Here is a 20,449-nt window from a genome sequence, read left to right on the forward strand (position 1 = left end):
GAACTACGCGGCGGCCAGCAGGCCGTGCAGCCGCTGCAGCGCGTGCTGCACCGTCTGCGCGCGCACGGCGGCGCGGCCGCCGTCGAAGTGGCGGCATTCGCTGAACGTCTGCGCGCCCACGCGCCAGCCGAACCAGACCAGGCCCACGGGCTTGTCCGGCGTGCCGCCGCTGGGGCCGGCCACGCCGGTCACCGCCAGGCTGGCCTGGGCGTGCGCGTGCGCCACGGCCCCCTCGGCCATGGCGCGCGCCACGGGCTCGCTGACCGCGCCGTGCGCCGCGATCAGCGCGGCGGGCACACCCAGCAACTCGGTCTTGGCGGCGTTGGAGTAGCTGACGAAGCCGCGCTCGAACCACTGGCTGGAGCCCGCCAGCGCCGTGCAGGCGCCCGCGATCAGCCCGCCGGTGCAGCTCTCGGCCGTGGCCAGCATCCAGCCGCGCGCCAGCAGGTTTTCTGAAATTTTGGTCAAAATCGCCTCTAGCCCTTGCCCATCAAGCGCTACTAGCTCCTGAAATGAGAGCGTCATGCGTAGAACCTCCAGACCGCGAGCACGAACAGCGTGCAGAACGCGGCGACGAAATCGTCGAACAGGATGCCCCAGCCGCCGCGCCAGCCCATGCCCTTGAAATGCGCGTCGGCCCAGCCCACAGGGCCGGGCTTGGCGGCGTCGAAGAAGCGGAACAGCGCGAACGCCGCCGCCTGCCCCCAGAACCCCATGGGCATGGCCAGCCACAGCACCAGCCAGAAGGCGACGACCTCGTCCCAGACCACGCAGCCCGGGTCGGCCACGCCCAGGTGGCGCGCCGTCAGCGTGCAGGCCCACCAGCCCAGCGGGATCGACACGGCGATCACCACGCCGATGCCCGCGGGCAGCAGCAGGTGCTGCAGCAGCAGGTACGCCAGCCAGGCCCACAGCGTGCCCACCGTGCCGGGGGCCTTGGGCGACAGGCCGCTGCCGAAGCCCAGGGCGATGAGGTGGGCCGGATGGGCGAGCAGGAAAGCGCGCGTGGGGCGCGGCGCGAAGTGGGCGGCGGTGGTCATGCGGTTCAGCGCCGCTCTTGCAGGCGCAGGTCCTTGGCGTGGCGGATGGTGTGGCTCGCGCCGAAGCGCGCGGTGGCGCCTGCGGCCAGGGTCTGGCTCCAGGCGATGGTGCCGGCCTGCTGGTTCCAGGCGCTGTCGGCGGGGGGCGGATCGTAGCGCGACTGCACGCTGATCTGCTCGTTCTGCGAGACCGGCGCGGCGTCCAGTACCTGCAGCGCGATGGGCTTGTCGTGGCGGTTCTCCACCGTGTAGGCGCGCTGGACCTGGCGCTCGGTGGTGGAGCCGGTCAGGCCAGCGCTGGCGCTGTGCTCGCGCGGCGCCTCGGCGCGCACCAGCACGCGCTCGTCGCGGCCAAAGGACAGGCCCGTGCGCGCCAGCTCGGCGCCGTCCAGCCGGCCGTTGCCCACGAAGGCGCCGTCGCGGTACAGCGCCACGGCCGCCGCGGGCCACACGCCCGCCGGGGCCGCGAACTGCGCCACCAGGTAGGCCGCTTCTTCCACGGCCGGCACGGCGCGCGTGAGCAACTGCGCGCGCACCTCCTGCTGGCCCAGCGCCAGCGTGACGCGCGGCCCGCCCGAAGGCACGGTGATGCGCTGCGGCACGCTGAACTCGGTGGCGTAGGCGGTGTCGAGCACGCCGACATCGAAGCTGGGCAGCGGCTCCGGCGCCGCTTCCGCCAGGGGCTGGCTGCGCGCCAGCGCAGCCGGGGCCGCGGCGGCGGCATAGGCCGGGGCTGGCGCCGGGGCGGCGGGCAGGGGCGGCGGCGCCACGTCCAGCCGCCAGGGGCGCGGCAGCCCGCCCGCCGTGGCGCGCGCGGGCTGGCCGGTGGAGAGGGTCAGCGCCACGCCGCTCCAGTCCTCACCCGTGGCCTGCGCCACCAGGGCCAGGCGCTCCAGGCGCACCGTGGCCGTGGCGCTGTCGAGCGTGGCGCGGTAGCTCGGCGCCCAGCCCGGGCCGCGCACCTGGTAGGACAGGCGCAGGTCGGCGTCGCGCTCGGTGGCCAGCGTCACCGTCACGGTGCTCACGCGGGCGCGCGGGCCGGCCAGGCGGTCGCGCTCGGCGCCCACGGCCTTGAGCGCGAGTTCCGCCGCCTCCAGGCGGCGCTGCGCCTGGTGCTGGCGCTGCAGGTTGTCCTGCGCGCCGCGGCGCAGGGCTTCGGTGGTGCTGGCGATGAGCGCCGGCGCCGGGGGCGCCTTGCCGTCGGGCGCGCCGGCGGCGGTGGCCTTCAGGTAGCTTTGCGCCAGTTCCAGCGCCTGCACCTCGGCGCGGGCGCTGGCCACTTCGTCCTGGGCCTGGCGCCAGCGTTCGTCGAGCGGGCTGGCGCAGCCGCCCGCGCTGCCGGCGATGTCGCGGTCCTGCACCTGCACGCTGCTCTCGCCGATGCGCACGGCCGCGTCGGCGCTGACCTGCAGGCTGGCCGCGTCCAGTCCCTGTGGCAGGCACTGGAAGGTGTAGCTGCGGCTGCCCGCAGGGATGCGCGCCACGCGCTCCACGGTGGCGCTGCCGGGGTAGACCTTGACGCTGGCGATGCGCGACGGCGCATCCGCCCAGGCGTCCGCGGGGATGCACAGCAAATACGCGCAGACGAGTGCGCCGGATGGGATTCCGAGGGCGGCAGGGAGGGCGTGTTTCATGGCGGTTGCTCGGGTGGAGGTGGAAGGAGGCGCGGAGCCCGGCCGGCAGGCCTGCGCAGGGTGGCCGCCAATGGGCAGGATATGGCGTGGGCGGCGGGCGTTCATGGTCATGTCACAAATCCTTCATAGCCTTGGCGGTGTTTTTTTCCTCTGCACTCCATCACCATGAAACCTGCTGCTCCCCTCGTTTTCACTTTGCTCGCATTGAGCCTGGGCCTTGCCGCCTGCGGCGGCTCTGGCGATGGATTTCAGTTTCCCGGCGCCGCAGGGACGGCCTTGCCCTATGTGTCGATGGGCAAGGTGGACAACGCCGAGAAGACCGAGATTCGCAATGGTAGCTATGGTTCGGCAATGGCGCCGCACCCTACGCGCGAGGGCTACTTCTATGGCTTGAGCGACCGTGGCCCGAACGCGGCCACCGAGGCTGGCAGAAAGCCTTCCGGCATCATCTTCCTCACGCCCAGCTACACGCCGCGCATTGGCCTGTTCAGGCTGACCGGCGAGGGCAAGACCGAACTGGTGGAGACCATCCTGCTCAAGGATCCGAAGGGCCGCCCGATCACCGGCCTGCCCAACAAGAATTTTGGCGGGACCGGTGAAACGCCTTACAACCTGGATGGCAGCGTCGTTTCGCTCGATCCGGATGGCGACGGCATTCCTGGCTTTGACGAGAGCGGGCTCGATTCCGAGGGGCTGGTGGCGCTCAAGGACGGCACGTTCTGGATCAGCGACGAATACGGCCCGCATATCGTGCACTTCGATGCCACCGGCAAGGAAATCGAGCGCATCAACCCCTTTGCCGCCGATCCGCGCAACAAGGCGGGCCGTGTGCTGCCTGCGGAGCTGTCCACGCGCTGGCCCAACCGGGGCATGGAGGGGCTGACCATCACGCCTGACGGCAAGACGCTGGTGGGCATCATGCAGTCGAACCTGCACAACCCCACCAGCGCCGTGGGCAGCATCAACCTCGCGCGCATCGTCACGGTGAACATCGATACAGGCGCTGTCGCGCAGTACCTCTACAAGCAGGATGCGGCGGGCCTGGCCAATTCCGAAATCGTCGCCCTGAGCGCTACCAGCTTCCTGGTGATCGAGCGCGATACCAAGTTCTACGGCATCGACACGGGCACCGTGCGCAAGAATGTTTACAAGGTCGATCTGAGCAAGGCCACCAACGTCGATCAATCGAATGCCGCCCTGCGCAGCGGCAAGGCGGAGCTTGCGGCCAGCACGGCCAATGGCCTGCTGGTCGGTGGCAAGACGCTGGAGCAGGTCGTCAAGGAAGGCGGAACGGCAGACAACTTTGCCGCAGGCTGGGCCCAGTTGGCTGCCCTCGGAATCCAGCCTGCAGCCAAGACGCTGGCCTACGACGGCATCGCTTCGCAAAAGTACCCGCATGACAAGATGGAAGGCCTGTGGGTGATAGACGCCAACCGCCTGGGCATCCTCAATGACGCCGACTTCATGATCGCGCCGGACGGAGCGGGTGGCGTCAAGCAGAAGTACCTGTACGACGGCAAGGTCGAGAGCAACATGCTCTACGTGGTGAAGCCGATAGCGCCGCTGTTCTGACCGGGCAGGACACGGCATTCCGCCGCGCAGGCGGAGGTCACGGCAGAGCGTGGCCTCCGTTGCGCGCCTGCAGCGCCGCCAGCAGCCCGTGGCAGGCGTCCTCGACCAGGTCGAGCACGTCCTCGAAACCCTGCGCGCCGCCATAGTAGGGGTCGGGCACCTCGCTGGCGCCGCGGGTGCGGCAGAAATCGGTCAGGCGGCGCAGCCGGCCGGCGCGGTCGCTGGGGCACAGGGCGCGGGCGGCGCGCTCGTTGGCGGCGTCCATCACCAGCACCAGGTCGAAATGCGCGAAATCATCGCGCCGCAGCGCCCGGGCGCGCTGCGCCGACAGGTCGTAGCCGCGCCGCGCGGCATGCCGCTGCGCGCGTTCGTCGGGCGGCTCGCCCACGTGGTAGCCGTGTGTGCCTGCCGAGTCCACCGCGATGCGGCCTGCCCAGCCGGCGTCCGCCACCAGCTTTTCCAGCACGCCATGCGCCGTGGGGCTGCGGCAGATGTTGCCCATGCAGACCATGAGCACGCGCACGGGGGCAGGCGGGGCGGGTTCGGGGGCTGGTTCGGCGCGCATGGGCAGTCTCCTGTCGGGGGCAAACGCGCGCGAATGTAGCATCTGGGCCGCTACAGGTAGCGGCTCCACTTGATCGAGATGGCCTGCGGCGGCGTGGCCGGGGTGCAGTTGGCGCTAGGCAGGTAGCTCTGATCCTGGGTCAGGTTCGTGGTGCTCACGCGCATGCCGCCCTGCTGGATGGTGGTGTTGCTGACCTCATTGGCACCGACGGTGAGTGTGCCCTCGATGTCGATGGCGCCGCCGCCGGTGCCGAGCGCGCGTCCCAGCAGCACGTTGCCCTTGATGCCGTTGGGCGCGTTCCACGAGTTGGCGCTCAGGCTCCGGTTGGTGCCGATGGCCAGGTTGGCCAGCGGCAGGCCCGCGTGGGTGGTGCCCTGCGCGTCGGTCCAGGTCACGAGGGTGCTGGGGCTGGTGCGCTTGTCGCACAGGTTGGCGGGGTAGAAGTCGCCATCGCACACCGGGGCCAGCGGACTGGCGAAGTTGGGCGCCACGAGCGGGCCGTGGCCCGCGCCGGTCAGCGTCACGTCGCCGGTGGACAGGAGGGTGTTGTAGAGCGCGCCTTGGCTGGAGGCCACGCCGGCGATGGTGACGGGGCCGATGAACAGCGCGATGCCGGGCGGGAACTTGGTGATGCCGTTGAGGTTCCAGCCGCTGGCCGGCGTGGCGCTGCGCAGGCAGGCCAGCGCGTCGCTGTACTGGTTGCCGGGCTGCTGGTTGTCGCAGCCCAGGAAGTCCGCGCCGCCGATGCGCCGCAGCGTCATGGCGCCCGGCGCGGTGGCGGGCACGGGGTCGGCGCTGGCCAGGTCGATGTTGGCGCGGTCGATGGCGCTGCCATTGCGGGCCTTGACCTGCTGGATGCTCAGGCGCGGCCGGCCGTTGGCGTCGAAGTCGAACACGTAGTTGGCCTGGGCGCGGAATGCCTCCACGTCGATGGTTTCGGTGCGCGTGTCGCAGAACGACACGCCGGGCAGGCCGGGCGAGGTGTGGGGCGCGCTGGCCTGCTCCGAGGACAGGGTGCCAGGCAATTCCGTCCGGCTGGCTCCGTAGTAGATGCGTCCGGCGATGGAGCCGCTGCCGATGGCGGGGAAGTTCCAGCAGTTGTCGGGAGCGCTGCAACCGCCTGCCGTGGCCCACAGGTAGCCACCGCCCTGCAGGGTGGTGATGGTGGCGGTGACGGCCTTGAAATCGCCTGCGGGCCAGACCTGCGTGTAGGTGCCCCCGTAGCCGCTCATGGCGATGTCGTAGCCCCAGGTCTGGCCCACCGTCAGCGTGTACAGGCCGATGCTGCCGCCGTCGATGCCGGTGGCGCGCAGGGTGAAGGCGTCGGGCAGCGCGGTGTCGCCGGTGGTGTTGACCTTGCTGGCCGCGGCGCGCGCGCCCGACACGGCGCCGGTGGCGGCATCGACGCTGGCATGCGCCATGTCCACGCGGTATTCGCCGCCGTCGGCCAGCGTCACCAGCAGGTCGCCGGCGGGCCATGGCACGACGGTGCCGCTGCGCCAGGGCGGGCTGGCGGGGCCCGCGGTGGCGGGCAGCAGGCGCCCGCCCGCGCGTGCCGTGCCCGCGATGACGTTGCTCGCCGCGATCACGTTCGCCTGGTAGGCGCCCGCCTTGAGCGCCGCGTAGCTGCCGTTACCGCTGTTGCCGATGTCGATAGCCCGGCCCCACAACGTGGCGTTCTCGGGCGGGCTCATGCTGCCGATTTTGATGGTGCCGTTTTGCGAACGCAGTGCGGTGTTGGCGTCGATGCCGCCGCCGCTCAGGTCGATATCGCCCTTGGCGCAGCCCGAGATCTTGGCCTGCGAGGCACCGCTGATCGTCAGCGCGCCGTCGATGGCCAGGTCGTCGTAGCGGCCGTTGCTCGTGAAGCTTGTCGTGCCGCCGGAGATCGTCACGTCGCCGCGCAGCACCGACGAGGCGCGCACCAGGGCGCCGCAATCGCCGCCCGCGCCGCTGGCGCCCGCGCCCGCGCCATAGACCACCTCCAGCGTGGCGCGCGCCTCGGCGGGCGAGCCGGATGCGGCGATGCCAGTGATGCGCGCGGTGAGGGTGCCGGTGGCGCCGTCGAGCGCTGTGACGCGCGCCTGCACCGCATCGGTGATGCCGCTGCCCGCGAGCGTCAGTGTGAACGGCGCTGTCTTGGCGTACAGCGCGGCGAGCTGGCCGCCTTCCTGCAACTGCTGCAGGTACTGGCGCACCAGTTCGGCGCCCGTCCAGGCCTTCATCTGGGCCTGCGTCTGCGCGTGCGTGGCCACGTCCTGCGACTGCTGGTCCCGGATGTACGAGGCCGTGCCCAGCACGGCCGCGGTGAGCGACAGGCCCACGAGCAGCATGATCAGCACCGTGGCGATGCCGCGCTGCGGGCGCGGCGGCGAGGGGCGGCGGAGCGGGTGGGGCATGGTGAATTTCCTCAGGACGGAAAGTTGGCCAAGCACTGGCTAGAGCGCAGCGCCACGCCGTTGCTGTTGACGGCGCGCAGGGTGAGCAGCACGTGGCCCGCCGTGCCCGCGATGCCGAACGGGCGGCAGGCGCCCGCTTGCCACGCGAGGGCGACGGGCGCGGCGGGCGCGTCGGACAGCACGGCCGCCGTCCACGCCAGCCCGGCCCAGGCCGTGGCGTCGGCGCAGGGCGCGGGGCCGAGCCTGCGCAGGCCGCCCTGGCCGCTGCCCGTGGGCGACAGCAGGGCCGTGCAGCGCGTGGTGCCGCTGGCGGCTTCGGCCCAGACCACGGCGTTGCCCTCGGTGCCCTCGCCCACGGGCGAGCCGGAGAGCGTGCCGCCGTTCAGCGCCGCGCCTGACAGCACCACCAGGTGCGTGCCGGCCTGCGGCGCGGCGATGCCGAAGCCCGCCTCCTGCACGGCCATGCCCGCCGCCAGGAAGGCGGTGCTGCGCTGCGCGTCTGCCAGCGCGTCGCCGCGCGCGGCGCTGGAGGCGCGCACCATGCGCTGGAACAGCATGAGCGTGGCCAGGACGAGAACCATCGAAACGGCCAAGCCCGTCATCAGGCTGACGAGGGTGACGCCGCGCGGGCGCCGTGCGGGGGGCGGTACGTGCGTTTTCATTGGCTGAGCGTGAAGCTGCCCGGGCCGAGCAGGCTGCGGGCGTCGCCTTCGTCGGGCGTCGAGAAGGCCATGCGGGTGACGGTGGCGCCCGCCAGCGTGGTGGCGGGGAACGCCGCGTCGCCCGCGATGGCAGCGGTGACCGGGTCGCGCTGGCAGTCGGGCGCGGGCAGCGTCACGCGCACGGCGGCGCTGCCCGTGGGGGTGATCTCCAGTTGCGCGGCCTGCGTGCCGCTGCATAGGGCCGCCACGCCCTGCGTTTCCAGGGCGTGGCGCATCTGCGCCAGCACGATGCCGTGCGTGGCCGCGTAGCGCTGGGTGTTGAGCGCGCGCGCCGTGGCGTAGCTCAGCCCCAGCCCCAGGCTGGCGAGCAGCACCATGCTCACCAGGGCTTCAAGCAGCGCGTCGCCGCGCTGGGCCTTGAGGCAGCGCTTGTTCAGCGCCGCCTTAATGCAGGGTGCCGGTTTCGTCATTCTGGGTTCCTCCTCGGCGCAAGACGAATTGCGTAACGTTGCCGCTGCCGGTGGGCAGGCCCCGGTTGTCCAGGGCCAGGGTGCGTGGCGTGCCGGGCGCGGGCAGCGTGCCGCCCAGGGTCAGGGCCACGCCATCGGGCAGCCGGCCTTCCCATTGCGGGTTGGGGTGCGTGGCCAGGTAGCTGCAGCCGGCGGCGCCTTGCGCGCGCACGCGCAGCGTGACCGTGGCGCCGTCGGTGTCCGCCTCCAGCGTGGCGGCGCTGGCGCCGCTGGCGTTGGGGGCCTCGCAGGGGTTGCGCAGCGCCAGGGCCTTGGCGCTGGCGTAGGCCTGCACCAGCGTGCCGCGCGCCTGCAGCGTGCGCGCGCCGTGCACCCAGTCGATGGTCAGCGGCGCGGCCATGAGCGCCAGCACGGCCACGATGGCCACGGTGACCAGCAGCTCGATCAGCGTGAAGCCGCGCGCGGCGGTTGCGGGGCGCGCGCTCACCAGGCCCCCAGGATGGGGCAGGTGTCGGGCGCGTTGCGCACGTTGCCCGAGGCCAGCGTGAGTGTGCAGGCCGGCCCCTGGCTGGCCGAGGCCGTGAGGGTGTAGGTGCTGGCGCTGGATTGCACCGCGTAGGTGAAGTGGCTGCCCTGCGTTGCGCTCCAGGCGCCGAAGTCGGCGGCCAGCGTGCCCGTGCGGTCGCCGGGCAGGGCGGCGATGGTGGTGCTGTCGGCATACACGGGGTAGGCCAGGGTTTTCTGGAAGCGGTTCTCCATCGCCAGGCTCAGCGCCACGAGATCGGCGGATGCGCCCCGCGCCCGGCTCTTGCGCATGTAGCGCTCGTAGGACGGCAGGGCAATGGTGGCCAGGATGGAGACGATGGCCACGACGACCATCACCTCGATCAGCGTGAAGCCGCGTTTTGGAGTGGCCTGGCAGTAGCGAAGAGACATAAATCGCTCTCGATAACGTAAATGGTTTTTACGCATCGTAAACGATATTTAAGCTTTGTCGCAAGCGCCTCTCATACCGTCGCCCCATGGCAAAAGGAATTCACGCGGAGGAGGCGCAGGCTTTCTCCGAGCGGCTTAAGCAGGCACTGGAGGCTGCGGGCGTGCGGCCCTCGCCCACCGTGGTGGCGAGCGAATTCAACCTGCGCTACTGGGGCAAGAGCATCACACCGCACACTGCACGGGCGTGGCTGGCAGGGATCGCAATTCCCATGCAGGACAAGGTGCGCACCTTGAGCGAATGGCTGTGCGTCAACCCGGAAGAACTGCGCTTCGGCCCGCGTTCGGCTGTGGCGCCGGCGGTGGAGCCCGGCATCGTCCACGGGCGGCTCAACCTGCACGACCGCCAGATGCTGGCGCAGTACTTGGCCCTGCCGCCCGGGCAGCGCAAGACTGTGCAGGAGGTGGTGGCGGCCCTGTCCATTGCCGCCGGGCAGGCGGGTCAGCCGCCGAAGTGATCGAAGGAGGCGTAGCGCGCGCAGACGGCGTGGCCCCGCGCGTCGAGCAGGCGCAGCCCCGGCGCGGCGGTGGTGCGGCCGATGCGCGTGACGGCCACGTCGGCCTGCCGGGCGGCGGCCTGCACGGCGGCGCGCCGGGTGGGTGCGGCGGTGAAGGCGAGCTCGTAGTCGTCGCCGCCGGCCAGCGTGCACTGGTGCAGCAGTTCTGCATCAAAAAGGGCTGTAGGGCCCGTGAATAGAGCGCTGGCAGCTATCAATTCAGTAGTTTTTGCAAGTTCGATCTCGGCCCCCACGCCGCTGGCGGCGAGGATGTGGCCCAGGTCGCCGAGCAGGCCGTCGCTCACGTCGAGCGCGCTGCTGGCGATGCCCCGCAGCAGCTGGCCAAGCTGCACGCGCGGCGTGGGCTGCTCCAGCCGCTGGCGCGCGTGCGCCAGGGCGTTGGCGGGGAGCTGGATGTGGCCGCGCAGCGCTTCGAGCGCCAGGCGCGCGTCGCCCAGCGTACCGCTGACCCAGATGTCGTCGCCCGCGCGCGCGCCGCTGCGCAGCAGCGCCTGGCCCGCCGGGATTTCGCCGAAGACGGTGATGCACAGGTTGAGCGGGCCGCGCGTGGTGTCGCCGCCGACGAGTTCGCAGCCGTGCGCGTCGGCCAGGGCGAACAGGCCGTCGGCGAAGGCCTGCAGCCAGGGCGCATCGGCCTGCGGCAAGGCCAGCGCCAGCGTGAAGGCCAGCGGCCGCGCGCCGCAGGCGGCGAGGTCGGAGAGGTTCACGGCCAGGGCCTTGTGGCCGAGGGTGCGCGGGTCCACGCCGGCGAAGAAGTGGCGGCCTTCGACCAGCATGTCGCTGGAGACGGCCAGGTGCATGCCGGGGCGCGGGGCGAGCAGCGCGCAGTCGTCGCCCACGCCGAGCGCCGCGGCGCCACCGGCGCGCACGGGGCGCGTGAAGTAGCGTGCGATGAGGTCGAATTCGCCCATGCCGCTCACTGCGCCTGCCCGCGAAAGCGCAGCGCGGCCTGGCGGCTGACCTCGGCCAGCAGTTGCTCCTCGCGCTGGCACTCGCGCAGCCAGCGCGCGTCGTTGCAGTTGGCCTCGATCTCGCCGCGCAGCAGGTGCAGCGCGCCGGCCGCGCCGTGGCGCTCGCCGTGCGGGGCGATGCGGTCGAGCGTGTGCAGCAGGTGGTCGCGCAGCGGCATGTGCCCGCCCGTCGCCGGGTCGACGTAGACCGCGTCCAGGCCGAAGCGGCAGGCCTGGAAGCGGTTGTAGGTATAGACCAGGTAGTCGTCCTCGGCGGGCACGAAGGGCTGCTCGGCCAGGAACCAGGCGGCCAGCGACTGCACGAAGCCCGCGAGCGCGGCGGCGCGCTCGACGCTCAAGGGGGTGTCGAATACGCGGATCTCGATGGTGCCGAACTCGGGCTTGGGGCGGATGTCCCAGTAGAAGTCCTTCATGCTTTTGACGACGCCGGTGCGCGTCATCTTGTCGAAGTAGTGGCCGAATTCGTCCCAGGTGAGCACGCAGGGCGCACGGCCCGAGAGCGGGAAGGCGAACACCGAGTTCAGGCGCGCCGAGTCGAACTGCGTGTCCTGCCCCTGCACGTAGGGACTGGAGGCCGACAGCGCGATGCAGTGCGGGATGTAGCGGCTCATGCGGTGCAGCATGACCAGCGCGGCGTCGGCGCTGGGGCAGCCGATGTGCACGTGCTGGCCGAAGATGGTGAACTGCTTGGACAGGTAGCCGTAGAGCTGCGACAGCTCCTGGAAGCGCGGCTTGTCGTAAATGCGCCGCTCGTGCCACTGCTGGAACGGGTGCGTGCCGCCGCCGGCGATGGCGATGTTCAGCTTGTCGGCGCACTTGACCAGCGCGTCGCGGATCAGCGTGAGCTGGCCCAGCACCTCGCTGCTGGAGTGGCAGATGCCGGTGGAGATTTCGATCATGCTGTTCGTCATCTCCGGCACCACGCTGCCGGGCAGGGGGATCTTGTGCATCAGCCGCAGCATGTCGGCGGCGTAGGGCGCCAGGTCGTAGTCGTGCGTGTTGAGCAGCTGCAGCTCCAGCTCCACACCCAGCGTGAGGGGTTCCGATTCGTGGAAGGCTTCGAGGCTCATGGGGTGTCTCCTTTGCCTGTGCGGGCCGCCAGCGGCGCCCAGGGCCGGGAGCTTTCCCCGGCGCGGTAGATGGCCACCGTGGCCAGCACGGCACCGGCGATTTCCATCAGCAGAATGGCGGGCAGCGCCACGCGCGCAATCAGGTAGCCCGTGGCGGGCGAGGCCACGACGAACTGCGAGGCGATCAGCAGCGCGATGGCCGACATCGGCGTCATGGCGCAGCCCAGCCACAGCGCCTGGCGCCAGCTCGCGCCGCTGCCCACGTTGCCCAGGCCCACGCCCACGGCCTTGGCCAGCAGGCGCACGGAGATCAGGGCCAGCACCACGCCGGCCACGGGTGCGCTCCAGTCGGCCTGCGCCGCCACGGTCGAGACGAGCACGAACAGCAGCATGTTCAGCAGCGCTGACACCGGACCGAGCTGGCGCGGCCAGGCCCAGGGGCGCGGGTACCAGTGCTTGAGCAGCATGCCGCCCAGCAGCGCCGCCAGCGGCGCCGAGCCGCCCAGGTGCGAGGCCATGGCCGAGGCGGCGGCGATCAGCGCCAGCAGCACGATGGAGGTGTTTTCGCTGGCCGGGCTCATGAAGCGCAGCGCCCAGCGCATCAGCAGCGCCAGCACGGCCGCGCTGAGGATGGAGATGCCCAGCACCACCACCACGGGGGAGACGGTGTCCAGCAGGCTCTGCGCGGGGCGGTTCATCAGCTCGGCGCGCGCGCTGCCCAGGGTCAGCGCGTACAGCGTGGAGAGCGTGGTGAGCACGATGGCGCGCTCCGTCACCGGGCCGGCGGCGCGCGTGTCGGCCACCACGCGCGTGAGCACGGTGGGCGAGGCGGCCATGGCCACCAGCGCCAGCGCGCCGGCCACGGCGGCGGGCGTGTCGAGCCACAGCAGCACCTGGTACACGGCAAAGTAGGCCAGCGCCGATTCGGCCAGGCTTTGCACCAGCACCATGGGGTTGTGGCGGAACCAGCGCAGCGAAATGCGCCCGCCGGTCTCGAACAGCACGATGGCCACGCCGAACTCCAGCAGGAACAGGCCGATGCCCTGCAGCGGCCAGACGGCGCCGCTGAACCCCGCCAGGCCGGCCAGGGTGCCGACGATGGAGTAGCCGACCACCTTGGGCAGGCCGGTGTGGCGCTGCAGCAGGTGGCCGGTGATGGCGGCCACTGCCAGCAGCAGCGACCATTGCACGGTGGGCAGCCCCGCCGAGGGGCGCAGCCATTGGGCCCAGAAACCGAGCAGCTCGTTCATGGGTTCTCCTTCTCATCAGGCGGCCCGCCGCAGGGGGCGGGCCGTGGTGGAGGGCGGCAGGGGGCCGGTCAGGCCGCCTGCCGGGCGGGCAGGAAAAAGCTCAGCGGCGCGCTGCGCAGGCGCGCGCGGATGGCGGCGTAGATGCGTGCGCGGTCCTTCACGCTCACGTTCTGCGCGCGCAGCGCCAGGCGGAACGCCAGGTAGAAGCTTACCGACACATTCAGTGCCCCCAGCAGCGGCAGGCAGGCCATGGCCCACCAGAACAGCGGCAGGTGCAGCACCTGCGGCCCGAGCACGCTCGCGGCCACGCCGACCTGGCCGGTGGAGAGCGTGACGTGGCGCACGTCCAGCCCCAGGCCGAAGAAGGCCGCGAACACCGGCACCAGGCCGAGCATGAAGCCCAGCGAGATGTTGGCCGTCAGGCCCGAGATGTTCTCGCGCGCGAAGTGGGCCCAGCGCGCGGCGCGCGCGCGCCCCAGCCAGCGCGTGATGCGCGGGTTGTAGCGCAGCGCCGAGTCGAGCCGGTGCAGCACGAACCAGTTCTCCGTCCAGCCGGCGACGATGCTGCTGGCGAACAGCAGCACGCCGGTGAAGGCGGCGAACAGCACCGAGGGGCCGAGCAGGTGCTGCGTTTCCAGCACGTGCAGGGCCTTGTCGTGGTCGAATACCGGCGTGCCGGTGGCGTAGGCGATGGCCAGCGACAGCGCCATGGCCCCCGGGAACACCAGCAGCACGTTGCCCAGCACGGCGGCCACCTGGGTGCGCACCAGGTCGGTCACTTCGGTGACGAAGTCCTCCACGGCGTTGCCGCTGTCCAGGTCCTTGAGCTTGGCGGCCATGGCCGGGGCGGTCATGGCGGGCTGCTTGGTGGCCACGGTGAAGTGCAGCAGCTGGATCAGCACGAAGCTCACGGCGTAGTTCATACCGGCCCAGAAGCCGCTCCAGAAGGCCGACAGCGCCAGCGCGTACAGGCCGAACTTGGCCAGCGTGGTGATGGCCAGCACCAGCCCGCCGCCCGCGGCCTTGCGCACCATGGCCAGGTACTCGGCGCGGTCGTGGGTGATGTAGTGCTCGCCGGTCTCGGCGCTCCGCTCGGCCACCTTGGCGGCGACGAGGGACGAGTTCGAGGCGATCAGCGCGCCCAGGTTGTGCCGGTCGCGCCCCACCTGCACCAGTTGCGCGAACAGGCGCGCGGCCTCGGTGGCGGGCTGGGGCGAGAGCAGGCAGTCGAGCAGCGCGCGCATGCGCAGGATGCGCGCGCGCATCTGGCGCATGCGGAACACCAGACCGACCGAGATGCCGTTGTCGGCGAAATGCGTGTAGACCGAACCCACGGCCGCGCGGCAGGCATCGAGCCGCTCGCGCAGGCCCTGCACGGCGGCGTCGAGCCGGTCGGTGATGCGCAGCGGGTGCAGCACTTCCACGCGCAGGCTCTCCACCTCGCGCAGCAGGGCGTGGAAGGGCTGGGCCTCGCGCGCCTCCTGGCTCATGCGCAGGCGCAGCTCGGGCGCGAAGCCGGTGGCCAGCATCTGGCCGGCGCAGTAGCTCAGGGCGTCGAGCAGCACGCGCTGCCAGCCGGTGTGGCTGCGCTCGCTGCCGCCGGTGAGCAGGGCCACGAGGCGCTGCAGCGTGGCTTCGTCGAGCTGCGCCAGCCATTGCGCGTCGAAGGCGCTGGGCAGGGCCAGCTCGAACAGCTCGGAGGCGTCGATGGTCTCGGGGCTGCGCGGCAGCAGCTTGGTGCGCAGGCGCGCCGAGAATTCGCTGAAGAACGCCGTGCGCGGCGCGAAGCCGAAGTCGGCCAGCAGGGCGGTGATGTCCACCGCGTCCACCAGATGCGCCCACCAGGCCTGCAGGCGCTGGCGCGCATCGGGGTCGGCGCTCAGCGTGTCCAGCAGCAGGCGCATGCGGCCTGTGGCGGCTTCGGCGGAGCGGGCGTCGCCGCGAATCCACTCGCACAGGTGGATCAGCCACAGGTGCCGCTCGGCCAGCGGGGCGTCAGGCTGCAGCGAGGCGAGCAGCTGGGGCAGGTCGAGGCGGGGGCGTTGAAACATCAATGCAGCGTCCGGTTCTGTGGTGGATGGCCCGGCGGGCCATGGTCTTCGGTGGATTCCAGGATGAACATGGGAATGGCGCTGTCGAACGCGGTTCCGTCCTCGGCCACGCACAGGTAGCGGCCGTGCATGGTGCCGCTGGCGGCGCGCAGGCGGCAGCCGCTGGTGTAGCGGAACGACTCGCCGGGCTGCAGCAGGGGCTGCTCGCCCACCACGCCCAGGCCCTTGACTTCCTCGGTCAGGCCGTTGGCGTCGCGGATGGTCCAGTAGCGCGCGATCAGCTGCGCGCCGGTCTGTCCCCGGTTCGTGATGGTGATGGTGTAGGCGAAGCTGTACACCCCCGCATGCGGCAGGGATTCGCCGGGCAGGTACTGGGTCTGTACCGCGATCTGAAAGTCGTACTTCGACATCGCCCAATGGTAACTGCGACAATTCGTAGCATGAGCCGCACCTTCCGCATCGCCCCTTCGATCCTCTCGGCCGATTTCGCCCGCCTGGGCGAAGAAGTGAAAAACGTCGTAGCCGCTGGCGCCGACTGGATCCATTTCGACGTGATGGACAACCATTACGTGCCCAACCTCACCTTCGGCCCCATGGTCTGCCAGGCGCTCAAGCCCCATGCCGTGACGCCCGGCGGCCGCCCCGCGCCGATCGACGTGCACCTGATGGTGCAGCCGGTGGACGCGCTGGCGGCGGCCTTCGCCGAGGCGGGGGCCGACCTGATCAGCTTCCACCCCGACGCCTCGCAGCACGTGCACCGCAGCATCCAGGCCATCAAGGCGCAGGGCTGCAAGGCGGGGCTGACGTTCAACCCGGCCGCGCCGCTGGACGTGCTGGACTGGGTGATCGAGGACATCGACCTGATCCTGCTGATGAGCGTCAACCCCGGCTTTGGCGGGCAGAGCTTCATCGACAGCACGCTGCGCAAGATCGAGGCTGCGCGCAAGCGCATCGACGCCTCGGGCAAGGACATCCGCCTGGAGGTGGACGGCGGCATCAAGGTGGACAACATCCGCCGCGTGGCCGATGCCGGCGCCGACACCTTCGTGGCGGGCAGCGCCATTTTCGGCAAGCCCGACTACAAGGCGGTGATCGACGCCATGCGCGCGCAGCTGGCCTGACCGGACCGCACGCCCGCCGCTTACGGCGCGGGCTTGATGGTGGTGGTCGTGAGCTCGCGCAGCAGTCCGCCTCCTTCGACGGAGCCGCCCACGGTGGCGCGGCTGCCCATGCGGGCCTGGCATTCCGCCTTGTCCTGCGGGTTCTGGAACGCGTCGCAGCGCGCCAGCGCGTTGCGCTCGTAGGTGCCGGCGTCCGCACTGCTCAGGCCGCCGCTGCGTGCCGCCTGGGCGGCTGCGCCGGCCTCGCGCTCGCAGGTGCTGCGGCTTTCCTGGGGCAACGGGGCGCACGCGGCGCGCTCTTGCTGCAGCGCGCTGGGGGCCTTGTTGGCTGCGAAGGCCGCGCTGCCGCACAGCAGCAGGGCGGCGCCCATGAGGGCCGGGAGGCGTGGCAGGGTCATGGCGGAAACTCCTTGAAGTCACGGGAACGGTGCAAGCATAGGCCGGCCCGGGTGACAGGGGGGGCGATGCCACTATTTTTTACAGCTTCAGCCCTGGCGCGCGGGTCCCGCGTGCGGGCATTGCGAAAGGCGAGCGAAAGGTGAGCGAAATGACGGATGGCAGCAACGCAGCGGGCGCCCTGGTGGCGGGCGTGGACGCGGCAATGATCGACCTCGACGGCACCCTGGTCGATACCCTGGGCGATTTCACCGAGGCGCTGGGCCGCATGCTGGCCGACCTGGGCCTGCCCGCCATCGGCGCGGCGCAGGTCGAGACCATGGTGGGCAAGGGCTCCGAGCACTTGCTGCGTTCGGTGCTGAATCACGTTTTAGGCCATGACCAGCAAGCGCCAGCAGCTACGAAAGTGGAAGCACTCTACCCCCAGGCGTGGGCGCGCTACCAGCACCATTACCAGGCTATCAACGGCCACCATGCGCAGGTCTATGCCGGCGCGCGCGAGGGGCTGCAGGCACTGCGCGCGGCGGGCCTGCCGCTGGCCTGCCTGACCAACAAGCCCCAGGCCTTCGCCGAGCAGCTGTTGCGCGCCAAGGGGCTGGACGGCTTTTTCCGCCACGTCTTCGGCGGCGATGCCTTCGCGCGCAAGAAGCCCGACCCGCTGCCGCTGCTCAAGACCTGCGAGGCCCTGGGCACGGCGCCCGCGCGCACGCTGATGGTGGGCGACTCGCGCAACGACGCCCAGGCCGCGCGCGCCGCGGGCTGCCCGGTGGTGCTGGTGGGCTATGGCTACAACCACGGCGAGCCGGTGCGGCAGGTGGATGCCGACGGCTTCGTCGATGCGCTGACCGAGCTGGTGCCTTAGCCGGGCTGCCGCCCCAGGCTCTCGCGCAGCCTTTCGGTGAACTCGCCGGCAGGCACGGGCCGGCAGTACCAGTAGCCCTGGCCGTAGTCGCAGCCGGCTTCGTGCAGGATGTCGTGCTGCTCCTGCGTTTCCACGCCCTCGGCCACCACGCGGATGCCGAGCTGGTGCGCCATGACGATGATGGCCTGGCACAGCACGGTGTCGTCCGAGCCGCGCGTGAGGTGGCTGACGAAGCTGCGGTCGATCTTGATGTAGTCGATGTCGAAGCGCTTGAGGTACGACAGCGACGAGTAGCCGGTGCCGAAGTCGTCCAGCGCGAGCTGGATGTCGGCCTTCTGCAGCGCCTGCAGCTTGGCGTCGGCCTCCTTGCCGGCCTCCAGCAGCACGCGTTCGGTGATCTCGATGACCAGGGCGGTGCCGGGCAGCTCCAGCGCGCCCAGGCGTGCGATCCAGTCCTGCACGCTTTGCTCGCTCGCATGCAGCTGCACGGGCGAGACGTTGACGCTCAGCTCGAATGCGGGCGCGAGCGTGGCGCGCCACTGCGCCACCTGCTGCGCCGCCTGCTGAAACACCCAGTCGCCCAGCGGCACGATCAGGCCCGACTCCTCGGCCAGCGCGATGAAGTCGCCCGGGCTGACCATGCCGCGCAGCGGCTGGTTCCAGCGGATCAGCGCCTCGGCCTTGACGATGCGGCCGTTGGCCATGTCCACGATGGGCTGGTAGTGCAGCTCGAATTCCTGCCCGTCCAGCCCCTGCTGCAGGTCGCGCAGCAGCAGGCGGCGGTTCTGCGCCTCCTGCTCCATGGGCGGGGCGAACTCGCAGAACTGGTTGCGGCCCTTTTCCTTGGCGGCGTACATGGCCAGGTCGGCGTGCTTGAGCAGGTCCACGCCGTCGTGGCCGTCGCGCGGGTAGAAGGTGAGCCCGGCGCTGACCGAGATGTGCACGGTGTTGCTGCCCAGCTCGTAGGGCTGGGCCACGGCGTGCAGCACCTTGCGGCAGATGGGGTGCGCGTCCACGGCGTGGCTCAGATCCTGCAGGATGAGCGTGAACTCGTCGCCGCCCAGGCGCGCCACCAGGTCGGTGCTGCGCACGCAGGACTGCAGGCGGCGCGCCACCTGGCGCAGCAACTCGTCGCCCTCGTCGTGGCCGAAGGTGTCGTTCACTTCCTTGAAGTAGTCGAGGTCCAGGAACACCAGCGCGAACGGCTTGCCGCTCTGGCGCGCGCGCTCCATGCTGTGCAGCAGGTTCTGCTGGAACATCTGCCGGTTGGGCAGCTGGGTCAGGTGGTCGTAGTGCGCCTGGTGCCAGATCGAGGCCTCGTGGCGGCGCTGCTCGGTCACGTCGGAGAACAGGCCGATGTGGCAGTTCACGCTGCCGTCCCCGTTGTACGAGGTGCTGATGGTCAGGCGTTCGATGTATTCGTCGCCGTTCTTGCGCCGGTTGCAGATGTCGCCGCTCCAGGTGCCGTTCTCGCGCAGGCTGGCCCACAGGGCCTGGTAGAAGGCGCGGTCCTGGCGGCCCGAGCTGAGCACGTTCAGGCGCCGGCCGATGACCTCGTGCGCCGCGTAGCCGGTGACGGCGGAGAACGCGGGGTTCAGGTCCTGCACCACGCCCTGGGCGTCGGTCACCACCATGGCCTCGGTGGTGTGCTGGTAGACCAGCGCCGCGCGGCGCGCCGAGGCCTCGGCGCGCTTGCGCTCGGTGATGTCCATCATCATGCCGATGATGGCCGGGCGGTCCTGGAAGGCCATGACGGCGCCGAAGATCTCGATCTCGAACGCCGTGCCGTCGGCGCGCAGCATGGTGCGCTCGTAGCGCGCGCTGTGCACCAGGCCCTGCAGGCGCTCCTGCACGCGCCGCTGCACCTCCACGTAGGCCTCGGGCGGGAACAGGCGCGCCAGCGCGAAGCCGCCGGCCAGCGTTTCGCGCGGGTAGCCGGTCATGCGCGCCAGCTGCTCGTTGGCGTAGATGATGTCCGCGTTCTCGTCGAGCATGTAGATGCCCGCCACCTCGTTCTCGGCCAGGCCGTTGAACATGGCCTGCATCTGCGCCAGGGCGGTGCGCTCCTGGGCCACGTCGTGCAGCAGCTGGTGGATGTGCGCGGCCGAGTTGTCCAGCGCCCGCGCCAGCTCGCCCAGCTCGTCGCTGCCGGAGAACGGCACGCGCGTGCCGTAGTTGCCCTGGGCCATTTCGCGGCACTGGCGCGTGAGGATGTGGATGGGCCGCAGCACGCGCCGCGCCAGCAGTGCGTAGCCCAGCGCGAGCAGCAGCACGTCGAGCGCGAACAGCGCGAAGCTGCTGTACAGCGCGCGCTGGTGCGTGGCCTCGGCGAAGCGCACCAGCTGGTCGAGCAGGGTCTCGGTGCGTTCGAGCAGCTGGTTGCCCGCGGCCACGGCCTGCTCGACCTCGGCGCCGCCCGATGCCAGGGGGGCCTGGCGCAGCGCGTCGATGGCCTGGCGGTAGCGCTGCCAGCTCGCGTGCAGGGCCTGCAGCGTGGGGTGCAGTTGCGCGTCGAGCGGCTGCACCCGCATGCCATGGGCGCTGCCGCCGTCGCGCAGCGCGGCGTAGGTGGCCTCGAATGCGGCATAGCGTTCCCCGGCGGCGGGCCACTGGCCTTCGGGGCGCTCGCGCGCGGCCAGCGCCTCCAGCCCGATGCGCTGGCCCAGCATGCGCATCTTGCCGGCCATGTTGACGGTGGCCGCCAGGTTGTCGGAGCGGCGCAGCAGCACCTGGATGGTGACGACGTTGCCGACGGCCAGCAGGGCCACCAGGAAAGCCGCCCACAGCGCCTTGCGCCGGAGCGTGCGCGGCCAGGGCAGCAGAGGGTGCAGGGAGGAAAGGCTCATGGTGGGGGGACGGGCGCGCCCGCGCAATC

20 protein-coding genes are annotated in these 20,449 nt (G+C 71.0%); 4 read left to right on the forward strand and 16 right to left on the reverse strand.

The window, feature by feature from the left end:
* Positions 1 to 3 precede the first annotated feature (3 nt).
* Genes YS110_17245 through YS110_17255 form a run of 3 tightly spaced genes read right to left on the reverse strand, consistent with a single transcriptional unit; the run spans position 4 to position 2,674 of the window.
* Positions 4 to 525 carry a CinA family protein gene (locus YS110_17245; GenBank protein UJB66376.1) on the reverse strand — a complete coding sequence of 174 codons (522 nt, stop codon included), beginning with the start codon at positions 523 to 525 and terminating at the stop codon, positions 4 to 6.
* A complete protein-coding gene (locus YS110_17250; protein UJB66377.1) occupies positions 522 to 1,040 on the reverse strand; it encodes a phosphatidylglycerophosphatase A in 519 nt (172 codons plus the stop codon). The genes YS110_17245 and YS110_17250 overlap by 4 nt, the downstream gene beginning before the upstream one ends.
* A gap of 5 nt (positions 1,041 to 1,045) precedes the next feature.
* On the reverse strand, positions 1,046 to 2,674 hold the full coding sequence (locus YS110_17255) for a DUF4139 domain-containing protein (protein UJB66378.1): 1,629 nt from the start codon (positions 2,672 to 2,674) through the stop codon (positions 1,046 to 1,048).
* Between the two features lie 165 nt (positions 2,675 to 2,839).
* Here YS110_17255 and YS110_17260 point away from each other — a divergent pair, with 165 nt between their 5' ends.
* Positions 2,840 to 4,246: an esterase-like activity of phytase family protein gene (locus YS110_17260; protein ID UJB66379.1), complete on the forward strand. Its 1,407-nt coding sequence runs from the start codon at positions 2,840 to 2,842 to the stop codon at positions 4,244 to 4,246.
* A gap of 37 nt (positions 4,247 to 4,283) precedes the next feature.
* Here the strand turns inward: YS110_17260 and YS110_17265 are convergent, their stop codons facing one another.
* The 6 genes from YS110_17265 to YS110_17290 form a co-directional block, all read right to left on the reverse strand.
* Positions 4,284 to 4,757, reverse strand: a complete 474-nt coding sequence (locus tag YS110_17265) for a low molecular weight phosphotyrosine protein phosphatase (GenBank protein ID UJB67501.1) — start codon at positions 4,755 to 4,757, stop codon at positions 4,284 to 4,286.
* Positions 4,758 to 4,861: 104 nt separating this feature from the next.
* Positions 4,862 to 7,210, reverse strand: coding sequence for a hypothetical protein (locus YS110_17270; GenBank protein ID UJB66380.1), 2,349 nt, complete (start codon positions 7,208 to 7,210; stop codon positions 4,862 to 4,864).
* Between the two features lie 11 nt (positions 7,211 to 7,221).
* A complete protein-coding gene (locus tag YS110_17275) occupies positions 7,222 to 7,872 on the reverse strand; it encodes a hypothetical protein (GenBank protein UJB66381.1) in 651 nt (216 codons plus the stop codon).
* Positions 7,869 to 8,342, reverse strand: coding sequence for a hypothetical protein (locus YS110_17280; protein ID UJB66382.1), 474 nt, complete (start codon positions 8,340 to 8,342; stop codon positions 7,869 to 7,871). The genes YS110_17275 and YS110_17280 overlap by 4 nt, the downstream gene beginning before the upstream one ends.
* Positions 8,317 to 8,829, reverse strand: a complete 513-nt coding sequence (locus tag YS110_17285; protein UJB66383.1) for a prepilin-type N-terminal cleavage/methylation domain-containing protein — start codon at positions 8,827 to 8,829, stop codon at positions 8,317 to 8,319. Before YS110_17285 ends, YS110_17280 begins: the two co-directional genes overlap by 26 nt.
* The gene (locus tag YS110_17290) at positions 8,826 to 9,314 is read right to left on the reverse strand and encodes a prepilin-type N-terminal cleavage/methylation domain-containing protein (protein UJB66384.1); all 489 of its coding nucleotides are present in this window, start codon (positions 9,312 to 9,314) and stop codon (positions 8,826 to 8,828) included. The genes YS110_17285 and YS110_17290 overlap by 4 nt, the downstream gene beginning before the upstream one ends.
* Before the next feature lie 50 nt (positions 9,315 to 9,364).
* On the opposite strand from YS110_17290, the gene YS110_17295 reads away from it, so the two are divergent.
* Positions 9,365 to 9,793: a hypothetical protein gene (locus YS110_17295; protein ID UJB66385.1), complete on the forward strand. Its 429-nt coding sequence runs from the start codon at positions 9,365 to 9,367 to the stop codon at positions 9,791 to 9,793.
* Here the strand turns inward: YS110_17295 and thiL are convergent.
* The 5 genes from thiL to apaG form a co-directional block, all read right to left on the reverse strand.
* Positions 9,778 to 10,764 carry a thiamine-phosphate kinase gene (gene thiL, locus YS110_17300; GenBank protein ID UJB66386.1) on the reverse strand — a complete coding sequence of 329 codons (987 nt, stop codon included), beginning with the start codon at positions 10,762 to 10,764 and terminating at the stop codon, positions 9,778 to 9,780. The genes YS110_17295 and thiL overlap by 16 nt on opposite strands.
* Before the next feature lie 5 nt (positions 10,765 to 10,769).
* A complete protein-coding gene (locus YS110_17305) occupies positions 10,770 to 11,894 on the reverse strand; it encodes a glutamate--cysteine ligase (protein UJB66387.1) in 1,125 nt (374 codons plus the stop codon).
* On the reverse strand, positions 11,891 to 13,144 hold the full coding sequence (locus YS110_17310) for a cation:proton antiporter (protein ID UJB66388.1): 1,254 nt from the start codon (positions 13,142 to 13,144) through the stop codon (positions 11,891 to 11,893). Before YS110_17310 ends, YS110_17305 begins: the two co-directional genes overlap by 4 nt.
* Positions 13,145 to 13,212: 68 nt before the next feature.
* Positions 13,213 to 15,195: a site-specific recombinase gene (locus YS110_17315; protein UJB66389.1), complete on the reverse strand. Its 1,983-nt coding sequence runs from the start codon at positions 15,193 to 15,195 to the stop codon at positions 13,213 to 13,215.
* Positions 15,195 to 15,605 carry a Co2+/Mg2+ efflux protein ApaG gene (gene apaG / locus YS110_17320; GenBank protein ID UJB66390.1) on the reverse strand — a complete coding sequence of 137 codons (411 nt, stop codon included), beginning with the start codon at positions 15,603 to 15,605 and terminating at the stop codon, positions 15,195 to 15,197. The genes YS110_17315 and apaG overlap by 1 nt, the downstream gene beginning before the upstream one ends.
* 30 nt (positions 15,606 to 15,635) lie before the next feature.
* Here apaG and rpe point away from each other — a divergent pair, with 30 nt between their 5' ends.
* Positions 15,636 to 16,316, forward strand: coding sequence for a ribulose-phosphate 3-epimerase (rpe, locus tag YS110_17325; GenBank protein UJB66391.1), 681 nt, complete (start codon positions 15,636 to 15,638; stop codon positions 16,314 to 16,316).
* A gap of 20 nt (positions 16,317 to 16,336) precedes the next feature.
* Here the strand turns inward: rpe and YS110_17330 are convergent, their stop codons facing one another.
* Complete coding sequence (locus YS110_17330; protein ID UJB66392.1) at positions 16,337 to 16,714, reverse strand: hypothetical protein; 378 nt, start codon at positions 16,712 to 16,714, stop codon at positions 16,337 to 16,339.
* Positions 16,715 to 16,863: 149 nt separating this feature from the next.
* On the opposite strand from YS110_17330, the gene gph reads away from it, so the two are divergent.
* A complete protein-coding gene (gph, locus tag YS110_17335) occupies positions 16,864 to 17,574 on the forward strand; it encodes a phosphoglycolate phosphatase (protein ID UJB67502.1) in 711 nt (236 codons plus the stop codon).
* Here the strand turns inward: gph and YS110_17340 are convergent.
* On the reverse strand, positions 17,571 to 20,420 hold the full coding sequence (locus tag YS110_17340; GenBank protein ID UJB66393.1) for an EAL domain-containing protein: 2,850 nt from the start codon (positions 20,418 to 20,420) through the stop codon (positions 17,571 to 17,573). The two genes, gph and YS110_17340, sit on opposite strands and share 4 nt — an antisense overlap.
* Positions 20,421 to 20,449 lie beyond the last annotated feature (29 nt).

The sequence above is a fragment of the Acidovorax sp. YS12 genome, from assembly GCA_021496925.1.
GTDB lineage: Bacteria > Pseudomonadota > Gammaproteobacteria > Burkholderiales > Burkholderiaceae_C > Paenacidovorax.

Bases quoted from the DNA above. Each gene is read 5' to 3' on its own strand.
- YS110_17295 (UJB66385.1), top strand. From the start codon at position 9,365: ATGGCAAAAGGAATTCACGCGGAGGAGGCGCAGGCTTTCTCCGAGCGG.
- YS110_17340 (UJB66393.1), bottom strand. From the start codon at position 20,420: ATGAGCCTTTCCTCCCTGCACCCTCTGCTGCCCTGGCCGCGCACGCTC.
- YS110_17265 (UJB67501.1), bottom strand. From the start codon at position 4,757: ATGGTCTGCATGGGCAACATCTGCCGCAGCCCCACGGCGCATGGCGTG.
- apaG (UJB66390.1), bottom strand. From the start codon at position 15,605: ATGTCGAAGTACGACTTTCAGATCGCGGTACAGACCCAGTACCTGCCC.
- thiL (UJB66386.1), bottom strand. From the start codon at position 10,764: ATGGGCGAATTCGACCTCATCGCACGCTACTTCACGCGCCCCGTGCGC.
- YS110_17280 (UJB66382.1), bottom strand. From the start codon at position 8,342: ATGACGAAACCGGCACCCTGCATTAAGGCGGCGCTGAACAAGCGCTGC.
- YS110_17255 (UJB66378.1), bottom strand. From the start codon at position 2,674: ATGAAACACGCCCTCCCTGCCGCCCTCGGAATCCCATCCGGCGCACTC.
- YS110_17290 (UJB66384.1), bottom strand. From the start codon at position 9,314: ATGCGTAAAAACCATTTACGTTATCGAGAGCGATTTATGTCTCTTCGC.
- YS110_17310 (UJB66388.1), bottom strand. From the start codon at position 13,144: ATGAACGAGCTGCTCGGTTTCTGGGCCCAATGGCTGCGCCCCTCGGCG.
- YS110_17245 (UJB66376.1), bottom strand. From the start codon at position 525: ATGACGCTCTCATTTCAGGAGCTAGTAGCGCTTGATGGGCAAGGGCTA.
- YS110_17305 (UJB66387.1), bottom strand. From the start codon at position 11,894: ATGAGCCTCGAAGCCTTCCACGAATCGGAACCCCTCACGCTGGGTGTG.
- YS110_17315 (UJB66389.1), bottom strand. From the start codon at position 15,195: ATGTTTCAACGCCCCCGCCTCGACCTGCCCCAGCTGCTCGCCTCGCTG.
- YS110_17250 (UJB66377.1), bottom strand. From the start codon at position 1,040: ATGACCACCGCCGCCCACTTCGCGCCGCGCCCCACGCGCGCTTTCCTG.
- YS110_17330 (UJB66392.1), bottom strand. From the start codon at position 16,714: ATGACCCTGCCACGCCTCCCGGCCCTCATGGGCGCCGCCCTGCTGCTG.
- YS110_17275 (UJB66381.1), bottom strand. From the start codon at position 7,872: ATGAAAACGCACGTACCGCCCCCCGCACGGCGCCCGCGCGGCGTCACC.
- rpe (UJB66391.1), top strand. From the start codon at position 15,636: ATGAGCCGCACCTTCCGCATCGCCCCTTCGATCCTCTCGGCCGATTTC.
- gph (UJB67502.1), top strand. From the start codon at position 16,864: ATGACGGATGGCAGCAACGCAGCGGGCGCCCTGGTGGCGGGCGTGGAC.
- YS110_17260 (UJB66379.1), top strand. From the start codon at position 2,840: ATGAAACCTGCTGCTCCCCTCGTTTTCACTTTGCTCGCATTGAGCCTG.
- YS110_17270 (UJB66380.1), bottom strand. From the start codon at position 7,210: ATGCCCCACCCGCTCCGCCGCCCCTCGCCGCCGCGCCCGCAGCGCGGC.